At 69.9% G+C, this 13,802-nt stretch carries 13 protein-coding genes; 5 read left to right on the top strand and 8 right to left on the bottom strand.

Annotated elements, in window-relative coordinates:
* Window position 1: 1 nt before the first annotated feature.
* The gene (locus M8I34_RS40435; RefSeq protein WP_250058072.1) at window positions 2-1,132 is read right to left on the bottom strand and encodes a hypothetical protein; all 1,131 of its coding nucleotides are present in this window, start codon (window positions 1,130-1,132) and stop codon (window positions 2-4) included.
* A 54-nt stretch (window positions 1,133-1,186) separates the two neighbouring features.
* The gene (locus M8I34_RS40430) at window positions 1,187-1,933 is read right to left on the bottom strand and encodes a type 1 glutamine amidotransferase domain-containing protein (protein WP_250058071.1); all 747 of its coding nucleotides are present in this window, start codon (window positions 1,931-1,933) and stop codon (window positions 1,187-1,189) included.
* A gap of 154 nt (window positions 1,934-2,087) precedes the next feature.
* On the opposite strand from M8I34_RS40430, the gene M8I34_RS40425 reads away from it, so the two are divergent.
* Window positions 2,088-2,780, top strand: coding sequence for a hypothetical protein (locus M8I34_RS40425; RefSeq protein WP_244417192.1), 693 nt, complete (start codon window positions 2,088-2,090; stop codon window positions 2,778-2,780).
* A gap of 207 nt (window positions 2,781-2,987) precedes the next feature.
* Complete coding sequence (locus tag M8I34_RS40420; protein WP_250058070.1) at window positions 2,988-3,422, top strand: SSI family serine proteinase inhibitor; 435 nt, start codon at window positions 2,988-2,990, stop codon at window positions 3,420-3,422.
* A 94-nt stretch (window positions 3,423-3,516) separates the two neighbouring features.
* Here the strand turns inward: M8I34_RS40420 and M8I34_RS40415 are convergent, their stop codons facing one another.
* The 5 genes from M8I34_RS40415 to M8I34_RS40395 form a co-directional block, all read right to left on the bottom strand.
* Window positions 3,517-3,675: a hypothetical protein gene (locus M8I34_RS40415; protein WP_244417190.1), complete on the bottom strand. Its 159-nt coding sequence runs from the start codon at window positions 3,673-3,675 to the stop codon at window positions 3,517-3,519.
* Between the two features lie 105 nt (window positions 3,676-3,780).
* Window positions 3,781-4,740: a cytochrome c oxidase assembly protein gene (locus M8I34_RS40410; RefSeq protein ID WP_250058069.1), complete on the bottom strand. Its 960-nt coding sequence runs from the start codon at window positions 4,738-4,740 to the stop codon at window positions 3,781-3,783.
* Between the two features lie 116 nt (window positions 4,741-4,856).
* Window positions 4,857-5,882, bottom strand: coding sequence for a 6-phosphofructokinase (locus M8I34_RS40405; protein ID WP_030076237.1), 1,026 nt, complete (start codon window positions 5,880-5,882; stop codon window positions 4,857-4,859).
* Between the two features lie 190 nt (window positions 5,883-6,072).
* A complete protein-coding gene (locus tag M8I34_RS40400) occupies window positions 6,073-6,801 on the bottom strand; it encodes a type 1 glutamine amidotransferase (RefSeq protein ID WP_244417188.1) in 729 nt (242 codons plus the stop codon).
* 38 nt (window positions 6,802-6,839) lie between these two features.
* Window positions 6,840-8,078, bottom strand: a complete 1,239-nt coding sequence (locus tag M8I34_RS40395) for a MurT ligase domain-containing protein (RefSeq protein WP_030985256.1) — start codon at window positions 8,076-8,078, stop codon at window positions 6,840-6,842.
* Window positions 8,079-8,263: 185 nt separating this feature from the next.
* Between M8I34_RS40395 and def the strand changes: the two genes are divergently transcribed.
* Window positions 8,264-8,824 carry a peptide deformylase gene (def, locus tag M8I34_RS40390; protein ID WP_250058068.1) on the top strand — a complete coding sequence of 187 codons (561 nt, stop codon included), beginning with the start codon at window positions 8,264-8,266 and terminating at the stop codon, window positions 8,822-8,824.
* Window positions 8,825-8,860: 36 nt separating this feature from the next.
* Here def and M8I34_RS40385 read toward each other — a convergent pair whose 3' ends face one another.
* Window positions 8,861-9,508: a TetR family transcriptional regulator gene (locus tag M8I34_RS40385; RefSeq protein WP_250058067.1), complete on the bottom strand. Its 648-nt coding sequence runs from the start codon at window positions 9,506-9,508 to the stop codon at window positions 8,861-8,863.
* 159 nt (window positions 9,509-9,667) lie between these two features.
* Between M8I34_RS40385 and M8I34_RS40380 the strand changes: the two genes are divergently transcribed.
* Together M8I34_RS40380 and gcl are read left to right on the top strand one after the other, a co-directional pair.
* A complete protein-coding gene (locus M8I34_RS40380; RefSeq protein WP_250058066.1) occupies window positions 9,668-10,894 on the top strand; it encodes an acyl-CoA dehydrogenase family protein in 1,227 nt (408 codons plus the stop codon).
* 997 nt (window positions 10,895-11,891) lie between these two features.
* Window positions 11,892-13,673 carry a glyoxylate carboligase gene (gene gcl, locus M8I34_RS40375; RefSeq protein WP_250058065.1) on the top strand — a complete coding sequence of 594 codons (1,782 nt, stop codon included), beginning with the start codon at window positions 11,892-11,894 and terminating at the stop codon, window positions 13,671-13,673.
* The last annotated feature ends 129 nt before the right edge of the window (window positions 13,674-13,802 follow it).

Here is a 13,802-nt window from a genome sequence, read left to right as displayed (position 1 = left end):
CCTAGCGCCCGCGCGTGCGGGCGCCAAGTGCCTTGCGGTAGTCCTCGACCCCTTCCCCGACCGATTCCATACGCTCGCGCATGCCACTGTTCGTGCGGAGTTCCACGAGGGTCCGCAAGATGTAGTCAGGGGAGAAGCCGCCCCCGAAGCCGTCCGGGGTGTTGGAGCGGATCAGCGGCTCGTTGGTGAAGACCGACGAGTCGTCGTCGGAGTGCCGGTAGGTCCAGCGGCACGGCCAGAGCCGCACCGCGGTCTGACCGACGTACCTGATGGCGCCCTCGAAGAACTCGTCTTCGCCCGCCGCCTCAAGCGCGGCGAGGCCGTCGAAGCGGTCCAGTACAAGCCGTTCCAGCGCCGTGAGCGAGTCCGGCGAGTAGTCGAAGGGGAAGTCGCCGGGCAGATGGGCCGTCCGCCACCGGTCCAGTGCGGCGTCCATGGGGGCCAGCCACTCGTCGAGACGCCGGCGGGACTCCTCGCTCGCATGCAGGCGGTCGTCCTCCACGTACCACGCGGGCGTCTCGGGCTCCGCCGTGGGCTTCCCGTCGCGGACCCGGTTCCCGAGTCGCACCGGCATCGGCAGACCGAACTCCTCCAGGCCCTGGGCCTGTTCGGGCGTCAGCAGAAGCCACCAGGCGTCATAGGAATCCTCGTCCAGCTGGCAGAAGGCCCGTGGATCGTCATTGCCGGGTACGAGGTCGCCGATGGCGTCCATGGCGGCATTCCAGTCCATGTAGCGGGTGCTGTCGGAGAGGTGCTCCGTCCCGTGCCATATCGACCGGCCGTTGCGCCGGAAGTGCAGGTACTCGTCCTCCTCCCCGTCCTCGTTCTCGACCTTCACCAGCTCGACGTCGTCCACCACCACCGAACCGCCCGAGCACGCCGCCGCTTCTGTCAGCAGCTCCTCATATCCGTCCTCAAGATCACCGCCGACCTTTTCGGGCGTCTGGAAGCCGAGGCCGCATTCGCCGACGAGGAAGGTCAGCTCGTCGGCGTCCTCGAATTCCTCGTCGAGGTCCATGTCGATCCCGGCCGCCTCCGCCAGGCCGGCCGCTGCCTGCTCCTCCGTCGCGATGCCGAGGCGGACCAAGGTCTTCGCAAATCCATTGAGGGTGTGTGGTGTTGAGTCGCTCATGACAGCACCCTCACACATTCCGGCCGCCATCGACGAGCAGGGGCCGGCCTGCTGTCAGGCTTCCAGGAGCGTGCAGAACCGGCGCCCGAAGAGGTAGGCGTCGCCCGGCCAGCGCGCCGAGAGATAGCGGCCGTCCTGCACGACGAACGCGGCGGAGTCGTCGGTCGCGGTGCCACGCTTGGCAAGGACCCTCGGCCCCCGCTCGAAGCGGGCGTCCGGACCGTCCAGTGCGGCCCTGACCTCGTCCTCCACATAGGCCGGATACGTACGGTAGTAGCGGCCGAGCCGCCAGGCCGTGGCCAGATACGCCGACCGTTCCATGTACTTCGGCAGGCAGGTCGTACGCCGGTCCGCCAGCAGACTGCGGCCGGTGGACGCCTCCCGCGCCCGCGCCGGCACCAGCACGCCGTGGCAGATGGCTCCGACCGGCCGGTCCAGTGCCCAGAACCTGCCGACCTGCTGCTGCAACACCTCCGAGCCCAGGTACTGCCGCATTCCGGGTGCATGTCCGCCCGGCAGAATCAGCCCGTCGTACGCCTCCGGTGTCAGCTCCGACCAGCCGACGGTCGCGGTGAACTCCGCGCTGCGAGTGAGCTCTTCGTAGCAGCGCCTGGGCTCCTCCTCGGCGCCGAGCTGCCCGAAGAGGACGCCGGTCAGCAGCCGTGGGTCGCACGCGGGCCGGGTGCCGGCCCGTTCGGTGGCGAAGACGACCTGGTGGCCGGCGTCGGTGAGCAGCCGCCAGGGCACCGCCACCTCGGTGACATCAAAATCGCGGTCGGGGACCGGCATCAGCACGCGCACCCGGGCATCATCGCAGGCCGGTGTTTCTTTTCGGTATCCGCTTTGGCATCCGTGGACAACTTTCAACTTGCCTTGAACGAGCGCGGGTTGACTCGGCGTACTGCCCGGCAACCATGCCTGAGCCCAGGGTCCAGGCCGATGATTGGAGTGAGAGATGTCCCGGAAGAAGAGAGTCGGCCGGAGTCAGAAGATCATCATCGGTGTCAGTGCCGCCGCGCTGGTCGGCGGTATCGCCATCGCCACCGCCGGCACCAGCCAGGCCTCCGTGGCGTGCGACGGACTGGCCACCGCCCTGAGCAACAACGAGAAGTTCATCGCCGACCAGAAGGCCAACCCGGACGCCCAGTCGGAGGCCCGGATCGCCAACCGCCAAGCCGTGATCAAGGAGATCCAGAACAAACAGAAAGCCGCCGGCTGCTCCGGCGGAGAAGGCGGGGGCGCCGCCGCGGGCGCTCCACCGGCGGCGAACGAACCGCCCGCCTCCGGCGCCCCGTCGGACTCCGCGGCCCCACCCGCATCGGACGACCCGCCCGCGTCCGATGACTCGTCCGCCTCCGCCGCCCCGCCCGCAGCAGGGGACAACCCGCCCGCCGCCGACGGGGAGGTGGTCTGCGCCGGCTCGACGGTGACCCTCTCCGGAGAGGGCGGCGCCCCTGCGGCATCCAGCAGCGAGTTCCCCGCCGGGACCAAACTGAAGGTGACCAACCTGGACAACAACAAGTCGACGACCGTCTCCGTGACCTCGACGTCGGGCAGCTGCGCACTGCTCAACAACGCGGCGTTCGAACAGGTGCGTGAGGCAGGGAAGTTCCTGATCCGCAACGCCCGGATCGAGCGCGTGGGGTAGCCCCGGTCCGGTGGCCGGCAGCGGCGCCGCCTCCTCCGCTGCCGGCCACCCTTGTCTCCGGGGTGGCAGCCGCAGGCCGTACGGGCGACCTCACGGCGTGGCCGCTTGCCCGCCGGGGCCCGGCGAGGTGGCCTGGGGCCACCGGGCGCCGCGCGTCCTTGTCAGGCTCCCGCATGCGACCCCACCGAGTGTTCCCAGGAGACATCGATGCCCGTGAGCCGTCGACGCCGATCCGCCCCTGCCACCGCGACCATGACCGTGAGCGTGCTCGCCGCCCTGTCCACGGTCCTGCTCGGCACCCTCTCCGTCGGCCCGTCCCACGCCGACGAGCCGCCGTCCGCCGATCAGGGCCTGCTCCTCACGGTGTCCGGGACCGGCAACACCTGGAGCCGCGGGGTGCGGCTCAGCTGCCCGGACATCCACGGCAGACATCCGCACGCGGGTGCCGCCTGCGACGCGCTGGCCTGGGCCCGCGGGGACATGGACGCGCTGCCCGGCGAGCCGCGCACCTGCACCAGGGAGTTCGACCCGGTCACCGCGACCGCGACCGGCACCTATCGCGGTGCCCAGGTGAACTGGCACAAGGAGTTCCCCAACGCCTGCTCGATGGACTCCGCCACCGGGCCGCTCTTCCGCTTCTGAGGCACCGCGTTCCGAGCCGCCGCGTTCCGAGCCGCCGCATTACGAGGCGCCGCATTACGACGCACCGCGTTCCGAGGCGCCGGCACCGGAACGCTCAGACCGGCCGCGCCGCGACCACGCCGATCGTCACCAGAGCCAGCACCACCCAGGAGAACCAGAGCCAGCCATTGCCGCCCATCGCCACGGTGTAGGCGGTCGCCACCACCAGTCCGCCCACCGTGCACACGGCCATCGTCCTAGCAGATCCGGGCATACCCGCAACCTCCTCACGGCGGCCCGGAACACCAACGCCACGGGCCGCGGCCATGGGACCATCGTCCCCGGCCGCGGCCCGTACCGCCAGAGTCGCGACGCGCCGTCACTGCCCCCGTGCGTTGAGCGAGGCGAGATAGGCGTTGTAGTCGGCCAGATCCTTGTCGCCGTTGCGGTCGGCGGCACGGTCCGCGCGCTGCGACTGACGCTCCTCGGACTTGTACCACTGGAAGACCAGGGCGATCAGCACCACTACGGACGGGATCTCGCTGAAGGCCCAGGCGATGCCCCCGGCGGCCGACTGGTCGGCCAGCGCCTCGATCCCGAGCGAGGCCGGCGGGTTGACGAAGGTGGTGACCATCGGCTCCGAGGCCATCATCAGCGCGATGCCGAAGAAGGCGTGGAACGGCATCCCCGCGAACAGCTCCAGCATCCGCATCACATAACCCGGCCGGTGCGGGCCCGGGTCGACGCCCATGATCGGCCAGAAGAACACCAGGCCGACCGCGAGGAAGTGCACCATCATGCCGATGTGCCCGGCCCGGGACTCCATCAGGAAGTCGAACAGCGGTGAGAAGTAGAGCGCGTAGAGGCTCGCGATGAACAGCGGGATGGTGAACGCCGGATGCGTGATGATCCGCATGTAGCGGCTGTGCAGCAGCGCCACCAGCAGTTCACGCGGTCCCTTGCGGCCGCGCCCGGCGGCCGGCAGCGCGCGCAGCGCCAGCGTCATCGGTGCCCCGAGCAGCAGCAGGATCGGCGACAGCATGCTGATGACCATGTGCTGGACCATGTGCACACTGAACATCGCCATGCCGTAGTCGTTGAGCGCGGTGCACATCACCAGTGCCACCGACAGCACGCCCACGGCCCAGGCGACGGTCCGGCCCACCGGCCAGGCATCACCCCGCCGCCGCAGCCGGATCACCGCCCAGCCGTACAGCCCGAGCCCCAGCAGACAGCTGACGAGGAAGAACGGATCACCACCGAACTCCAGGCCTCGCGCGAGCGTGAACGGCGGCAGATCCATGTTCATGCCGTCCATGCCGTGCCCGCTGTGATCCATCCGCTCGCTCCTGATTCGTACCAATGCTCCGGCGACAAGACTAGAACCGCCCCCGGCCGAGAGAGCGGCCGGGGGCGGTTCGTGCCGCGCGGACCCTCACGCCGCGGGCGGCGAGGTCACAGCACGCACTCGGCCTCGGCGTAGCGCTCCACGGGCACCGTCTTGAGCGTCTCGACGGCCTCGGCCAGCGGCACCAGCGTGATGTCCGTGCCGCGCAGCGCCGTCATCATCCCGAAGTCGCCGCGGTGCGCGGCCTCGACGGCATGCCAGCCGAAGCGGGTGGCGAGCACGCGGTCGTAGGCGGTCGGGGTGCCGCCGCGCTGGACGTGCCCGAGGATGACCGGACGGGCCTCCTTGCCGAGGCGGTTCTCCAGCTCCACGGAGAGCTGCCGGGCGACGCCGGCGAACCGCTCATGGCCGTACATGTCCTTGCCGCCGATGTCGAAGGACATGGTGCCCTCGCGCGGCTTGGCGCCCTCGGCGACGACCACGATGGCGAACTTCTTGCCGGCCTCGAAGCGCTCGGAGACCCGCGCGGTGAGCTCGTCGATGTCGAAGGGCCGCTCGGGCACCACGATCGCGTGCGCACCGGCCGCCATGCCCGAGTGCAGCGCGATCCAGCCGGTGTGCCGCCCCATCACCTCGACGATCATCACTCGCTGATGGGACTCGGCGGTGGTCTTGAGCCGGTCCAGCGCCTCGGTGGCCACACCCACCGCGGTGTCGAAGCCGAACGTGACATCCGTGACCGCGATGTCGTTGTCGATGGTCTTCGGTACGCCGACGATCGGCAGCCCGGCGTCCGACAGCAGCCGCGCCGCCTTCAGCGTGCCCTCGCCGCCGATCGGGATGATCGCGTCCAGGCCCAGTTCGGCGACATGGCCGCGGGCCCGCTCCACACCGTCCCGCAGATGCGCGGGCTGCACCCGCGAGGACCCGAGGATGGTGCCGCCGCGCGCCAGGATGCCACCGACGGCGTCGAGGTCGAGCTTGCGGTAATCACACTCCAGCAGGCCCTTCCAGCCGTCACGGAAGCCGATCACCTCATCGCCGTGATCGGCGGTGGCACGGTGGACGACGGAGCGGATGACGGCGTTCAGACCGGGGCAGTCTCCGCCGGAGGTGAGTACACCAATACGCATTGCTCGAAAAACCCTCTGCAACTCAACCGGGGGCCCGGACCCCGTCGTCCGGTTGGATTCCGCTCACCCTACAAGCGCGGGGCCGCCGGGCACACGTACGCCCGCAGTGCGGACTGCGGGCGTACAGAAAGGGTTGAATTCCGGCGGATGCCGTATATCGGCGAACCGCCCGAACCGGGAGGAAGCGGTATCAAGCAGGCTGGGTCGCCGCGGCGATCCGCTCCTGCCGCAAGGCCTCGTACCAGCGGTCCTCCACCGGAGGCAGCGCATTGACATCCAGCGCCAGCTTGATCAGCAGATCGGCGATATGCGGATTGCGCGCCATCACCGGCCCGTGCATGTACGTACCGAAGACGGTGTCGTTCCACGCGCCCTCGTAGCCGTCGCCGACGCCGTTGCCCTTGCCGAACCGCACCTTGGCGAACGGCCGGGCGGTCTTGCCCAGATGCGTCACGCCCTGGTGGTTCTCGAAGCCGGTCAGCGGCGGCAGCCCCAACTGCGGGTCGATATCGGCGAGTACGTCGCCGACACAGCGCTCGGCCTCGCCGCGGGTGCTGACCACGTCCAGCAGCCCCAGGCCCTCCTGGCGCTCCCCGAGGTCATTGATGAACTCGTGCCCCAGGATCTGATAGCCGGCGCACACCGAGAAGACGATCGCGCCGTTGGCGACCGCACGGCTCAGCCCGCCGTCGCGGATCAGCCGCTCCGAGGCCAGCCGCTGCGGCCGGTCCTCGCCGCCGCCGATCAGATAGATGTCGCCGGAGGTGGGGATCTGCTGGTCGGACCGTACGTCCAGGCGCTGGACGTCCAGACCGCGCTGGCGCGCCCGCCGCTCCACCACCAGGGCGTTCCCCTGGTCGCCGTACGTGCTCAGCAGGTCCGGGTAGATCCACACCAGGCGCAGGCTGTTGTCACTCATGCTCGCTCGTCCTTGTCCGTAGCGTCGGTGGACCACACTCAGTTGCCCACGCGCCGGCGCAGGTCCTGGAAGGCCGTGTAGTTGGCGATGACCTCGATACGTCCGGGCGGCGCCATGCCCACCGCCTCGTCGAGGCTCTCGCACACATGGAAGTCGAGTCCCGCGACCTCCAGGCGCACCGCCAGGTCCAGCTTGCGGTCGCCGAGCACGAAGATCGGGTGCCCGGCCAGCCGGGTGTAGTCGACATCCCACAGCCACGAGGTGTCCGTGCCGTCCGCGCCGCGCGCGTTCACCGACATGATCACCGGGGTCGGCGGCGGGTCGATCAGCGAGAACGTCTCCAGCCAGCCGGCCGGGTTCTTCGCCAGCAGCAGCCGCAGCTCCCGCTCCATGAACGTGACCACGTCATAGCGGCCGGCCACCGCCTGCACCGAGTACATCCGCTCCAGGGCCACCTGCGGCGGCACCCCGAAGGCGGCGGCGACCGCGGCGGACGTGGTGGCGTTCGCCTTGTTGGCGCGCCCCGGCAGCTGGAGCTTGATCGGCCACGCGCTGCCGTGCGGGTCGAGCACATGGTCGCCGGAGAGCGCCCAGCTCGGCGTCGGGCGGCGGAAGCCGCACTCGCCGCAGAACCAGTCGTCGCTCGGCCGCTGCATCACGCCACCGCACGAGGGGCAGGACCAGGCGTCGTCCTTCCACTCCTGCCCGGCCGCGACCCACACCACATTCGCGGACGACGAGGCCGCCCACACGATCAGCGGGTCGTCCGCGTTGGCGATGATCAGGGCCTTGGAACCGGCCAGGCCCTCGCGCCAGTGCTCGGCCAGCATCCGGGTCTCCGCGGCGCGGTCGAGCTGGTCGCGCGAGAGGTTCAGCAGCGCTATGGCCTTCGGCGTCACATCGCGTGCCACGCCGGAGAGGTACTTCTCGTCCACCTCGATGACGCCGTAGCGGGCGTCCGATCCACCGGCCAGCGCGGACGTGATGCCCGCCGGCATGTTGGCGCCGAGCGCGTTGGAGACCACCGGGCCGCTGGCCCGCAGCGCCTCCGCGATCAGCCGCGTCGTGGTCGTCTTGCCGTTCGTCGCCGACACCAGGATGACGTCCAAGTGCCGGGCCAGCCGCGCCAGCAGGTCGGGGTCGAGTTTGAGCGCCACCCGGCCACCGATCACCGATCCGCTGCCGCGGCCCGCCGCGCGCGACACCGCCGCCGCGGCCTTGCCCGCCGTCACGGCCAGCTTGGCCCGCGGCGACAGCGGCTCCGTGTTGCCTGCCATCGTCTTTGATCCTCCTTGCATCCGGCGCCCGCCTGCCCTGAGGCTGCCGGTGGAACGCTTCCTCCGCAGCCGATGACCGGCCGAGGCTTCGGTCGGGGATCAGCCTATCGAGATCCGGCCCGGGGCCCGAACCCCGCCACCCGTCCGGCGACATCCCGGGCGCGCCGGACCGTACCCTTACCCCCATGTCTCCCCGCACCATCCCCGGCAGTTCCGGCCGTCCCCGCCCGCTGCGCCTGCTCGGCGATCCGGCCCTGACCGGGCCCTGTCAGGAGGTCACCGCCTTCGACGGCGAGCTGGCCCGGCTGGTCGAGGACATGTACGCGACGATGTACGCCGCGGACGGTGTGGGCCTCGCCGCCAATCAGATCGGCGTCCCGCTGCGGGTGTTCGTATACGACTGCCCCGACGACGAGGACCGCCGTCATCTCGGGCACCTCGTCAACCCCCGGCTCGTCGAGGCCGACGGCCCGGTCGTCCGCGGTCCCGAGGGCTGTCTCTCGGTCCCCGGCATCGAGGCCGGCACCCCGCGCCACGACCACACCGTCGTGACCGGGTTCAGCGTCACCGGCGAGCCCAGGACGGTGACCGGCACCGGTTTCTTCGCCCGCTGTCTCCAGCACGAGTGCGACCACCTCGACGGCGGGCTGTACGTCGACCGTCTCACCGGGCTGCGCCGCCGCCGGGCGCTGCGCGCCGCGGCCAAGGCCCCGTGGGCGGCGACGGCGGGGGCGTCCGGCCGCTGAGCGGGCGGCGCCTCCCGCCGCATCATGGCCCGGAGCTCAGAAGCCCGGGCCGCCCGCGCGGTCCTCGACCGCGACCAGCTGACCCCAGAGCAGGTCGGCCAGCTGCTTGACCAACTGCTCGCGCGTACAAGGGCGTTCCCGCAGCCACCAGTCACCGGCGCCGTGCATCATGCCGACGATGCCGTGGCCCCATACGCGTGCCGTCAGCTCGCCGCCCGGCCCCAGGTCGAGCCGGTCGGTGATCACCTTGGCCAGCTCCTCGCCGAGCCGGCGCAGCAGCGGTGCGGAGTGCCGTCCCACGTCGAACCCGGACTCGGACGCGTTGTCCTCGTCGGAGGGGTGCATCAGGAAGCGGTACACCTGCGGCCGGGCCTCGATCGCGAGCAGGTAGGCGTCGAGGGTGGCCTCGACCCGGTCCCGGCGCAGGACGGGTGCGTCCAGTGCGGTCGCCAGATTGGCCAGCAGGGCATCGGTGTGCCGTACGGCGAGCGCGCGGTACAGCCCGCCCTTGTCGCCGAAGTGCCGGTAGAGGATCGGCTTGGTGATACCGGCCTCGGCGGCGATGGCGTTCATCGACGCGTCCGGGCCGTCGCGCAGCACAATGCGCTCGGCGGCCTCCAACAACTCCCGCCGTCTGCGCTCGGTCGCCGTCTGCTGGCGGCCGCGATGTTCTGTGCTTTCCATGGTCGTGCTCCCCACCCTTGTGAATCCGTGGCGCTCGCGCAACGTAACACCCGAACTCCCCCGTGAATGTCGCCAGAGGAGTTGACATAGCTTACTCGCGAGTAACACACTGCGGGTTACCGCTAGTAACATCGTAATGCGCGCAGCACTGGAGGGGACATGGCCGAGTTCACCATGGAGCTCAACGACGAGCAGAAGGAAGTCCGTGACTGGGTTCACGGCTTCGCCGCGGACGTCATGCGCCCCGCCGCCGCCGAATGGGACGAGCGCGAGGAGACCCCCTGGCCCGTGATCCAGGAGGCCGCCAAGATCGGCCTGTACTCCCTGGACTTCTACGCCCAGCAGTTCTTCGACCCCACGGGCCTCGGCATCCCCATGGCCATGGAGGAGCTCTTCTGGGGGGACGCCGGCATCGGTCTGTCGATCGTCGGCACCGGGCTCGCCGCCGTCGGGGTGCTCGCGAACGGCACCCAGGAGCAGATCGGCACCTGGGTCCCGCAGATGTACGGCGACGCCAACGATGTGAAGGTCGCCGCCTTCTGCTCCTCGGAACCGGATGCCGGCTCGGATGTCGCCGCGATGCGCACCCGCGCGGTCTACGACGAGGCCAAGGACGAGTGGGTGCTCAACGGCACCAAGACCTGGGCCACCAACGGCGGCATCGCCAACGTCCATGTCGTCGTCGCGTCCGTCGACGCCGACCTCGGCTCGAAGGGGCACGCCTCCTTCATCGTCCCCCCGAACACCCCTGGCCTCTCCCAGGGGCAGAAGTTCAAGAAGCACGGCATCCGCGCCTCGCACACCGCCGAGGTCGTCCTGGAGGACGTCCGGGTCCCCGGCCACTGCCTGCTCGGCGGCAAGGAGAAGCTCGATGAGCGCCTCGCCCGTGCCCGCGAGAAGGCCAAGAGCGGTGGCGAGCGCGTGAAGAACGCCGCCATGGCCACCTTCGAGGCCTCCCGCCCGGCGGTCGGCGCGATGGCCGTCGGCACCGCCCGCGCGGCCTACGAAGAGGCCCTGGAGTACGCCAAGACCCGCTCCCAGTTCGGCCGTCCGATCATCGACAACCAGGGCGTGGCCTTCCAGCTCGCCGATATGCGCACGCAGATCGACGCCGCCCGGCTGCTCGTCTGGCGCGCCTCCTGGATGGCGGTGGCCGGCAAGCCCTTCACCTCCGCCGAGGGCTCCATGTCGAAGCTCTTCGCCAGCGAGGTCGCGAAAAAGGTCACCGCACAGGCCGTACAGATCCTCGGCGGCAATGGCTTCACCCGCGAATACCCGGTCGAGCGGATGCACCGCGACGCGGCTATCTACACCATTTTCGAGGGCACCAGCGAAATCCAGCGACTGGTGATCGCTCGTACGCTTTCGGGAATGCCGATCCGCTGAGGGATGCGTGCAGCAGGACGCGTGTAGCGGTCTTTTGAAGAGGGCCCCGCTCGGTCACCGGGCGGGGCTTTTCCTGTTCCTGCCGGATGCTGGAGACGGGTTTTCGGAGATATACGGAAGGTCAATTCGAGGGGCTCCGGCGCACTGGAACGGGCCCTTGAGCGCAGGGCGCGGCATCCGTCGCCACGACCGGTGCGCGCTTGCCGCATGGGCCGGCCGCACCGGTCCTGCGCCGTGGATGTGGATATCGAAGCGTGAAAGGCCTGGTGAGCGTGGCGCTTCCGTGCGCCCCCGCTCGGGCCTCCGCTGACAGCGATGTCATGCGTTGTCGAAAAGTGCTCATTCAACGTTCAAGCAGTGCATAGTGTCCGGCTCCGCGCGGTCTTGGCCGGCGCGGCGAGCGGGATCTTGGCTTCCGCTTGAGATGCGTACCGGCCGCGGCGTCGGACTTCGCCCCTGGCGGGGCGACGGCGAATTGCCTGGCGCGCCGCCGTTCCTGAATGGCGGCACTTGGGGGGCGGGCTGGTCATGGTCGCCGGATGCGGCGAGGCGGGAAGATTCCGGTTTGGCGGGAACTGCTGACCGACGGGGGGCAAGCCCCACCGCAGGGGGAGTGCGGTGGGGCTTTGTCATGCCTCGTGGTGCCGCCCGGGGTGACGCCGGGGCAACTCCGGCTGTCGGTGGCCGGTTTGTGCCGTCGGTGGCCTCTGCCGGGCCGCCGTCCGCGGGGTGGGGCGTGCGTCGTCCCCCGGGCCGCTCCCTCGCTCCCCTCGCGCTCCAGGCCTCGCGTGCCCTCACGTCACCCGCCCGCACCCGCGCCCGCACCACTCCCCGTCGCGGACCGCCCGGCGTCGGCCGCCCGGCATCCCCTTGACGGAGGGGTCGCCGCGTTCTACGTTCCTTCCATAAAGCAAAACATTAATTCCATGATGCGGAATTAAGCGTCTCCGGCCCTTCGTCGGAGCTTGCCCGTGACAGGTCGACGCAGGAGTACTCGATGCCTCGAATGACAGCCGCCCGCGCCGCGGTGGAGATCCTCAAGCGCGAGGGCGTGACCAACGCCTTCGGGGTGCCGGGTGCCGCGATCAACCCGTTCTACGCGGCCCTCAAGGGCGCGGGCGGGATCGACCACACGCTGGCCCGCCATGTCGAGGGCGCCTCGCACATGGCCGAGGGCTACACCCGGACCCACCCGGGCAACATCGGCGTCTGCATCGGCACCTCCGGCCCGGCCGGCACGGACATGATCACCGGCCTCTACTCCGCGATCGGTGACTCGATCCCGATCCTGTGCATCACCGGCCAGGCCCCGACCGCGGTGATCCAGAAGGAGGACTTCCAGGCCGTCGACATCGCCTCGATCGCCAAGCCGGTCACCAAGGCCGCCACCACGGTGATGGAGGCCGCGCAGGTCCCCGGCGTCTTCCAGCAGGCCTTCCACCTGATGCGTTCGGGACGCCCCGGCCCCGTCCTCATCGACCTGCCGATCGACGTCCAGCTGACCGAGATCGAGTTCGACCCCGAGACGTACGAGCCGCTGCCCGCCTTCAAGCCGGCCGCGACCCGCGCCCAGGTCGAGAAGGCGCTCACGCTCCTCAACGAGTCGGAGCGCCCGTTGATCGTCCCCGGTGGCGGCATCATCAACGCCGACGCCTCCGAGCTGCTGGTCGAGTTCGCCGAGCTGACCGGCACCCCGGTCGTCCCCACCCTGATGGGCTGGGGAATCCTCGCCGACGACCACGAACTCAACGCCGGAATGGTCGGCCTCCAGACCTCGCACCGCTACGGCAACGCGAACTTCCTGGAGTCCGATTTCGTCCTGGGCATCGGCAACCGCTGGGCCAACCGCCACACCGGCAAGCTGGACGTCTACACCCAGGGACGCAAGTTCGTCCATGTCGACATCGAGCCGACCCAGATCGGCAAGATCTTCGCCCCGGACTACGGCATCGCCTCGGACGCCAAGGCCGCGCTGGAGCTGTTCGTCGAGGTGGCCAAGGAACTGAAGGCCACAGGCAAGCTGCCCGACCGCGGTGACTGGGCCGCCTCCACCCAGGTGCGCAAGGCGCAACTCCAGCGCCGTACGCACTTCGACGACGTCCCGATGAAGCCGCAGCGCGTCTACGAGGAGATGAACAAAGCATTCGGCCCGGAGACCCGCTACGTCACCACCATCGGTCTCTCCCAGATCGCCGGCGCGCAGATGCTGCACGTCTACAAGCCGCGCCACTGGATCAACTGCGGCCAGGCAGGCCCGCTCGGCTGGACCATCCCGGCCGCGCTGGGTGTGGCCACCGCCGACCCGGAGACGCCGGTCGTCGCCCTCTCCGGCGACTACGACTTCCAGTTCATGCTCGAAGAACTGGCCGTCGGCGCCCAGCACAAGATCCCGTATGTGCATGTCCTGGTGAACAACGCGTACTTGGGCCTGATCCGTCAGGCGCAGCGCAACCTCGACATCAACTTCCAGGTCAACCTGGAGTTCGAGAACATCAACGCGCCGGAGCTGGGCGTCTACGGCGTGGACCACGTCAAGGTCGCCGAGGGGCTGGGCTGCAAGGCCATCCGCGTCACCGACCCGAGCGAGCTGGGCGCCGCCTTCGAGGAGGCCAAGAAGCTGGCGGCCGAGCACCGCGTCCCGGTCGTCGTCGAGGCCATCCTCGAGCGGATCACCAACATCTCGATGAGCGGCTCCGATATCGCCAGTGTCAACGAGTGGGAGGACATCGCGACCGAGCCGGGGCACGCGCCCACCGCGATCAAGCCGCTCAAGGTCTGAGACCGGACCCGGTTCGCCGATGAGCCGGGTGCGCCCGGTCCTCGGCCCGGTCCTCGCACCCGGCCTCTCCGCCATCTCCCTGCGCGCCGCCCACTTCTGACGTCCCACAGCTTTCCGAAAGAGGCACCT

The organism is Streptomyces sp. MCA2 (genome assembly GCF_023544705.1).
Classification (GTDB): domain Bacteria; phylum Actinomycetota; class Actinomycetes; order Streptomycetales; family Streptomycetaceae; genus Streptomyces; species Streptomyces decoyicus.
This window is presented reverse-complemented; position numbering and strand designations above follow the sequence as displayed.

Excerpts from the sequence above, each read along its gene's own strand:
- gcl (WP_250058065.1), top strand. The coding sequence starts at position 11,892 with ATGCCTCGAATGACAGCCGCCCGCGCCGCGGTGGAGATCCTCAAGCGC.
- M8I34_RS40395 (WP_030985256.1), bottom strand. The coding sequence starts at position 8,078 with ATGGCAGGCAACACGGAGCCGCTGTCGCCGCGGGCCAAGCTGGCCGTG.
- def (WP_250058068.1), top strand. The coding sequence starts at position 8,264 with ATGTCTCCCCGCACCATCCCCGGCAGTTCCGGCCGTCCCCGCCCGCTG.
- M8I34_RS40420 (WP_250058070.1), top strand. The coding sequence starts at position 2,988 with ATGCCCGTGAGCCGTCGACGCCGATCCGCCCCTGCCACCGCGACCATG.
- M8I34_RS40435 (WP_250058072.1), bottom strand. The coding sequence starts at position 1,132 with ATGAGCGACTCAACACCACACACCCTCAATGGATTTGCGAAGACCTTG.
- M8I34_RS40405 (WP_030076237.1), bottom strand. The coding sequence starts at position 5,882 with ATGCGTATTGGTGTACTCACCTCCGGCGGAGACTGCCCCGGTCTGAAC.
- M8I34_RS40400 (WP_244417188.1), bottom strand. The coding sequence starts at position 6,801 with ATGAGTGACAACAGCCTGCGCCTGGTGTGGATCTACCCGGACCTGCTG.
- M8I34_RS40425 (WP_244417192.1), top strand. The coding sequence starts at position 2,088 with ATGTCCCGGAAGAAGAGAGTCGGCCGGAGTCAGAAGATCATCATCGGT.
- M8I34_RS40410 (WP_250058069.1), bottom strand. The coding sequence starts at position 4,740 with ATGGATCACAGCGGGCACGGCATGGACGGCATGAACATGGATCTGCCG.
- M8I34_RS40415 (WP_244417190.1), bottom strand. The coding sequence starts at position 3,675 with ATGCCCGGATCTGCTAGGACGATGGCCGTGTGCACGGTGGGCGGACTG.
- M8I34_RS40380 (WP_250058066.1), top strand. The coding sequence starts at position 9,668 with ATGGCCGAGTTCACCATGGAGCTCAACGACGAGCAGAAGGAAGTCCGT.
- M8I34_RS40385 (WP_250058067.1), bottom strand. The coding sequence starts at position 9,508 with ATGGAAAGCACAGAACATCGCGGCCGCCAGCAGACGGCGACCGAGCGC.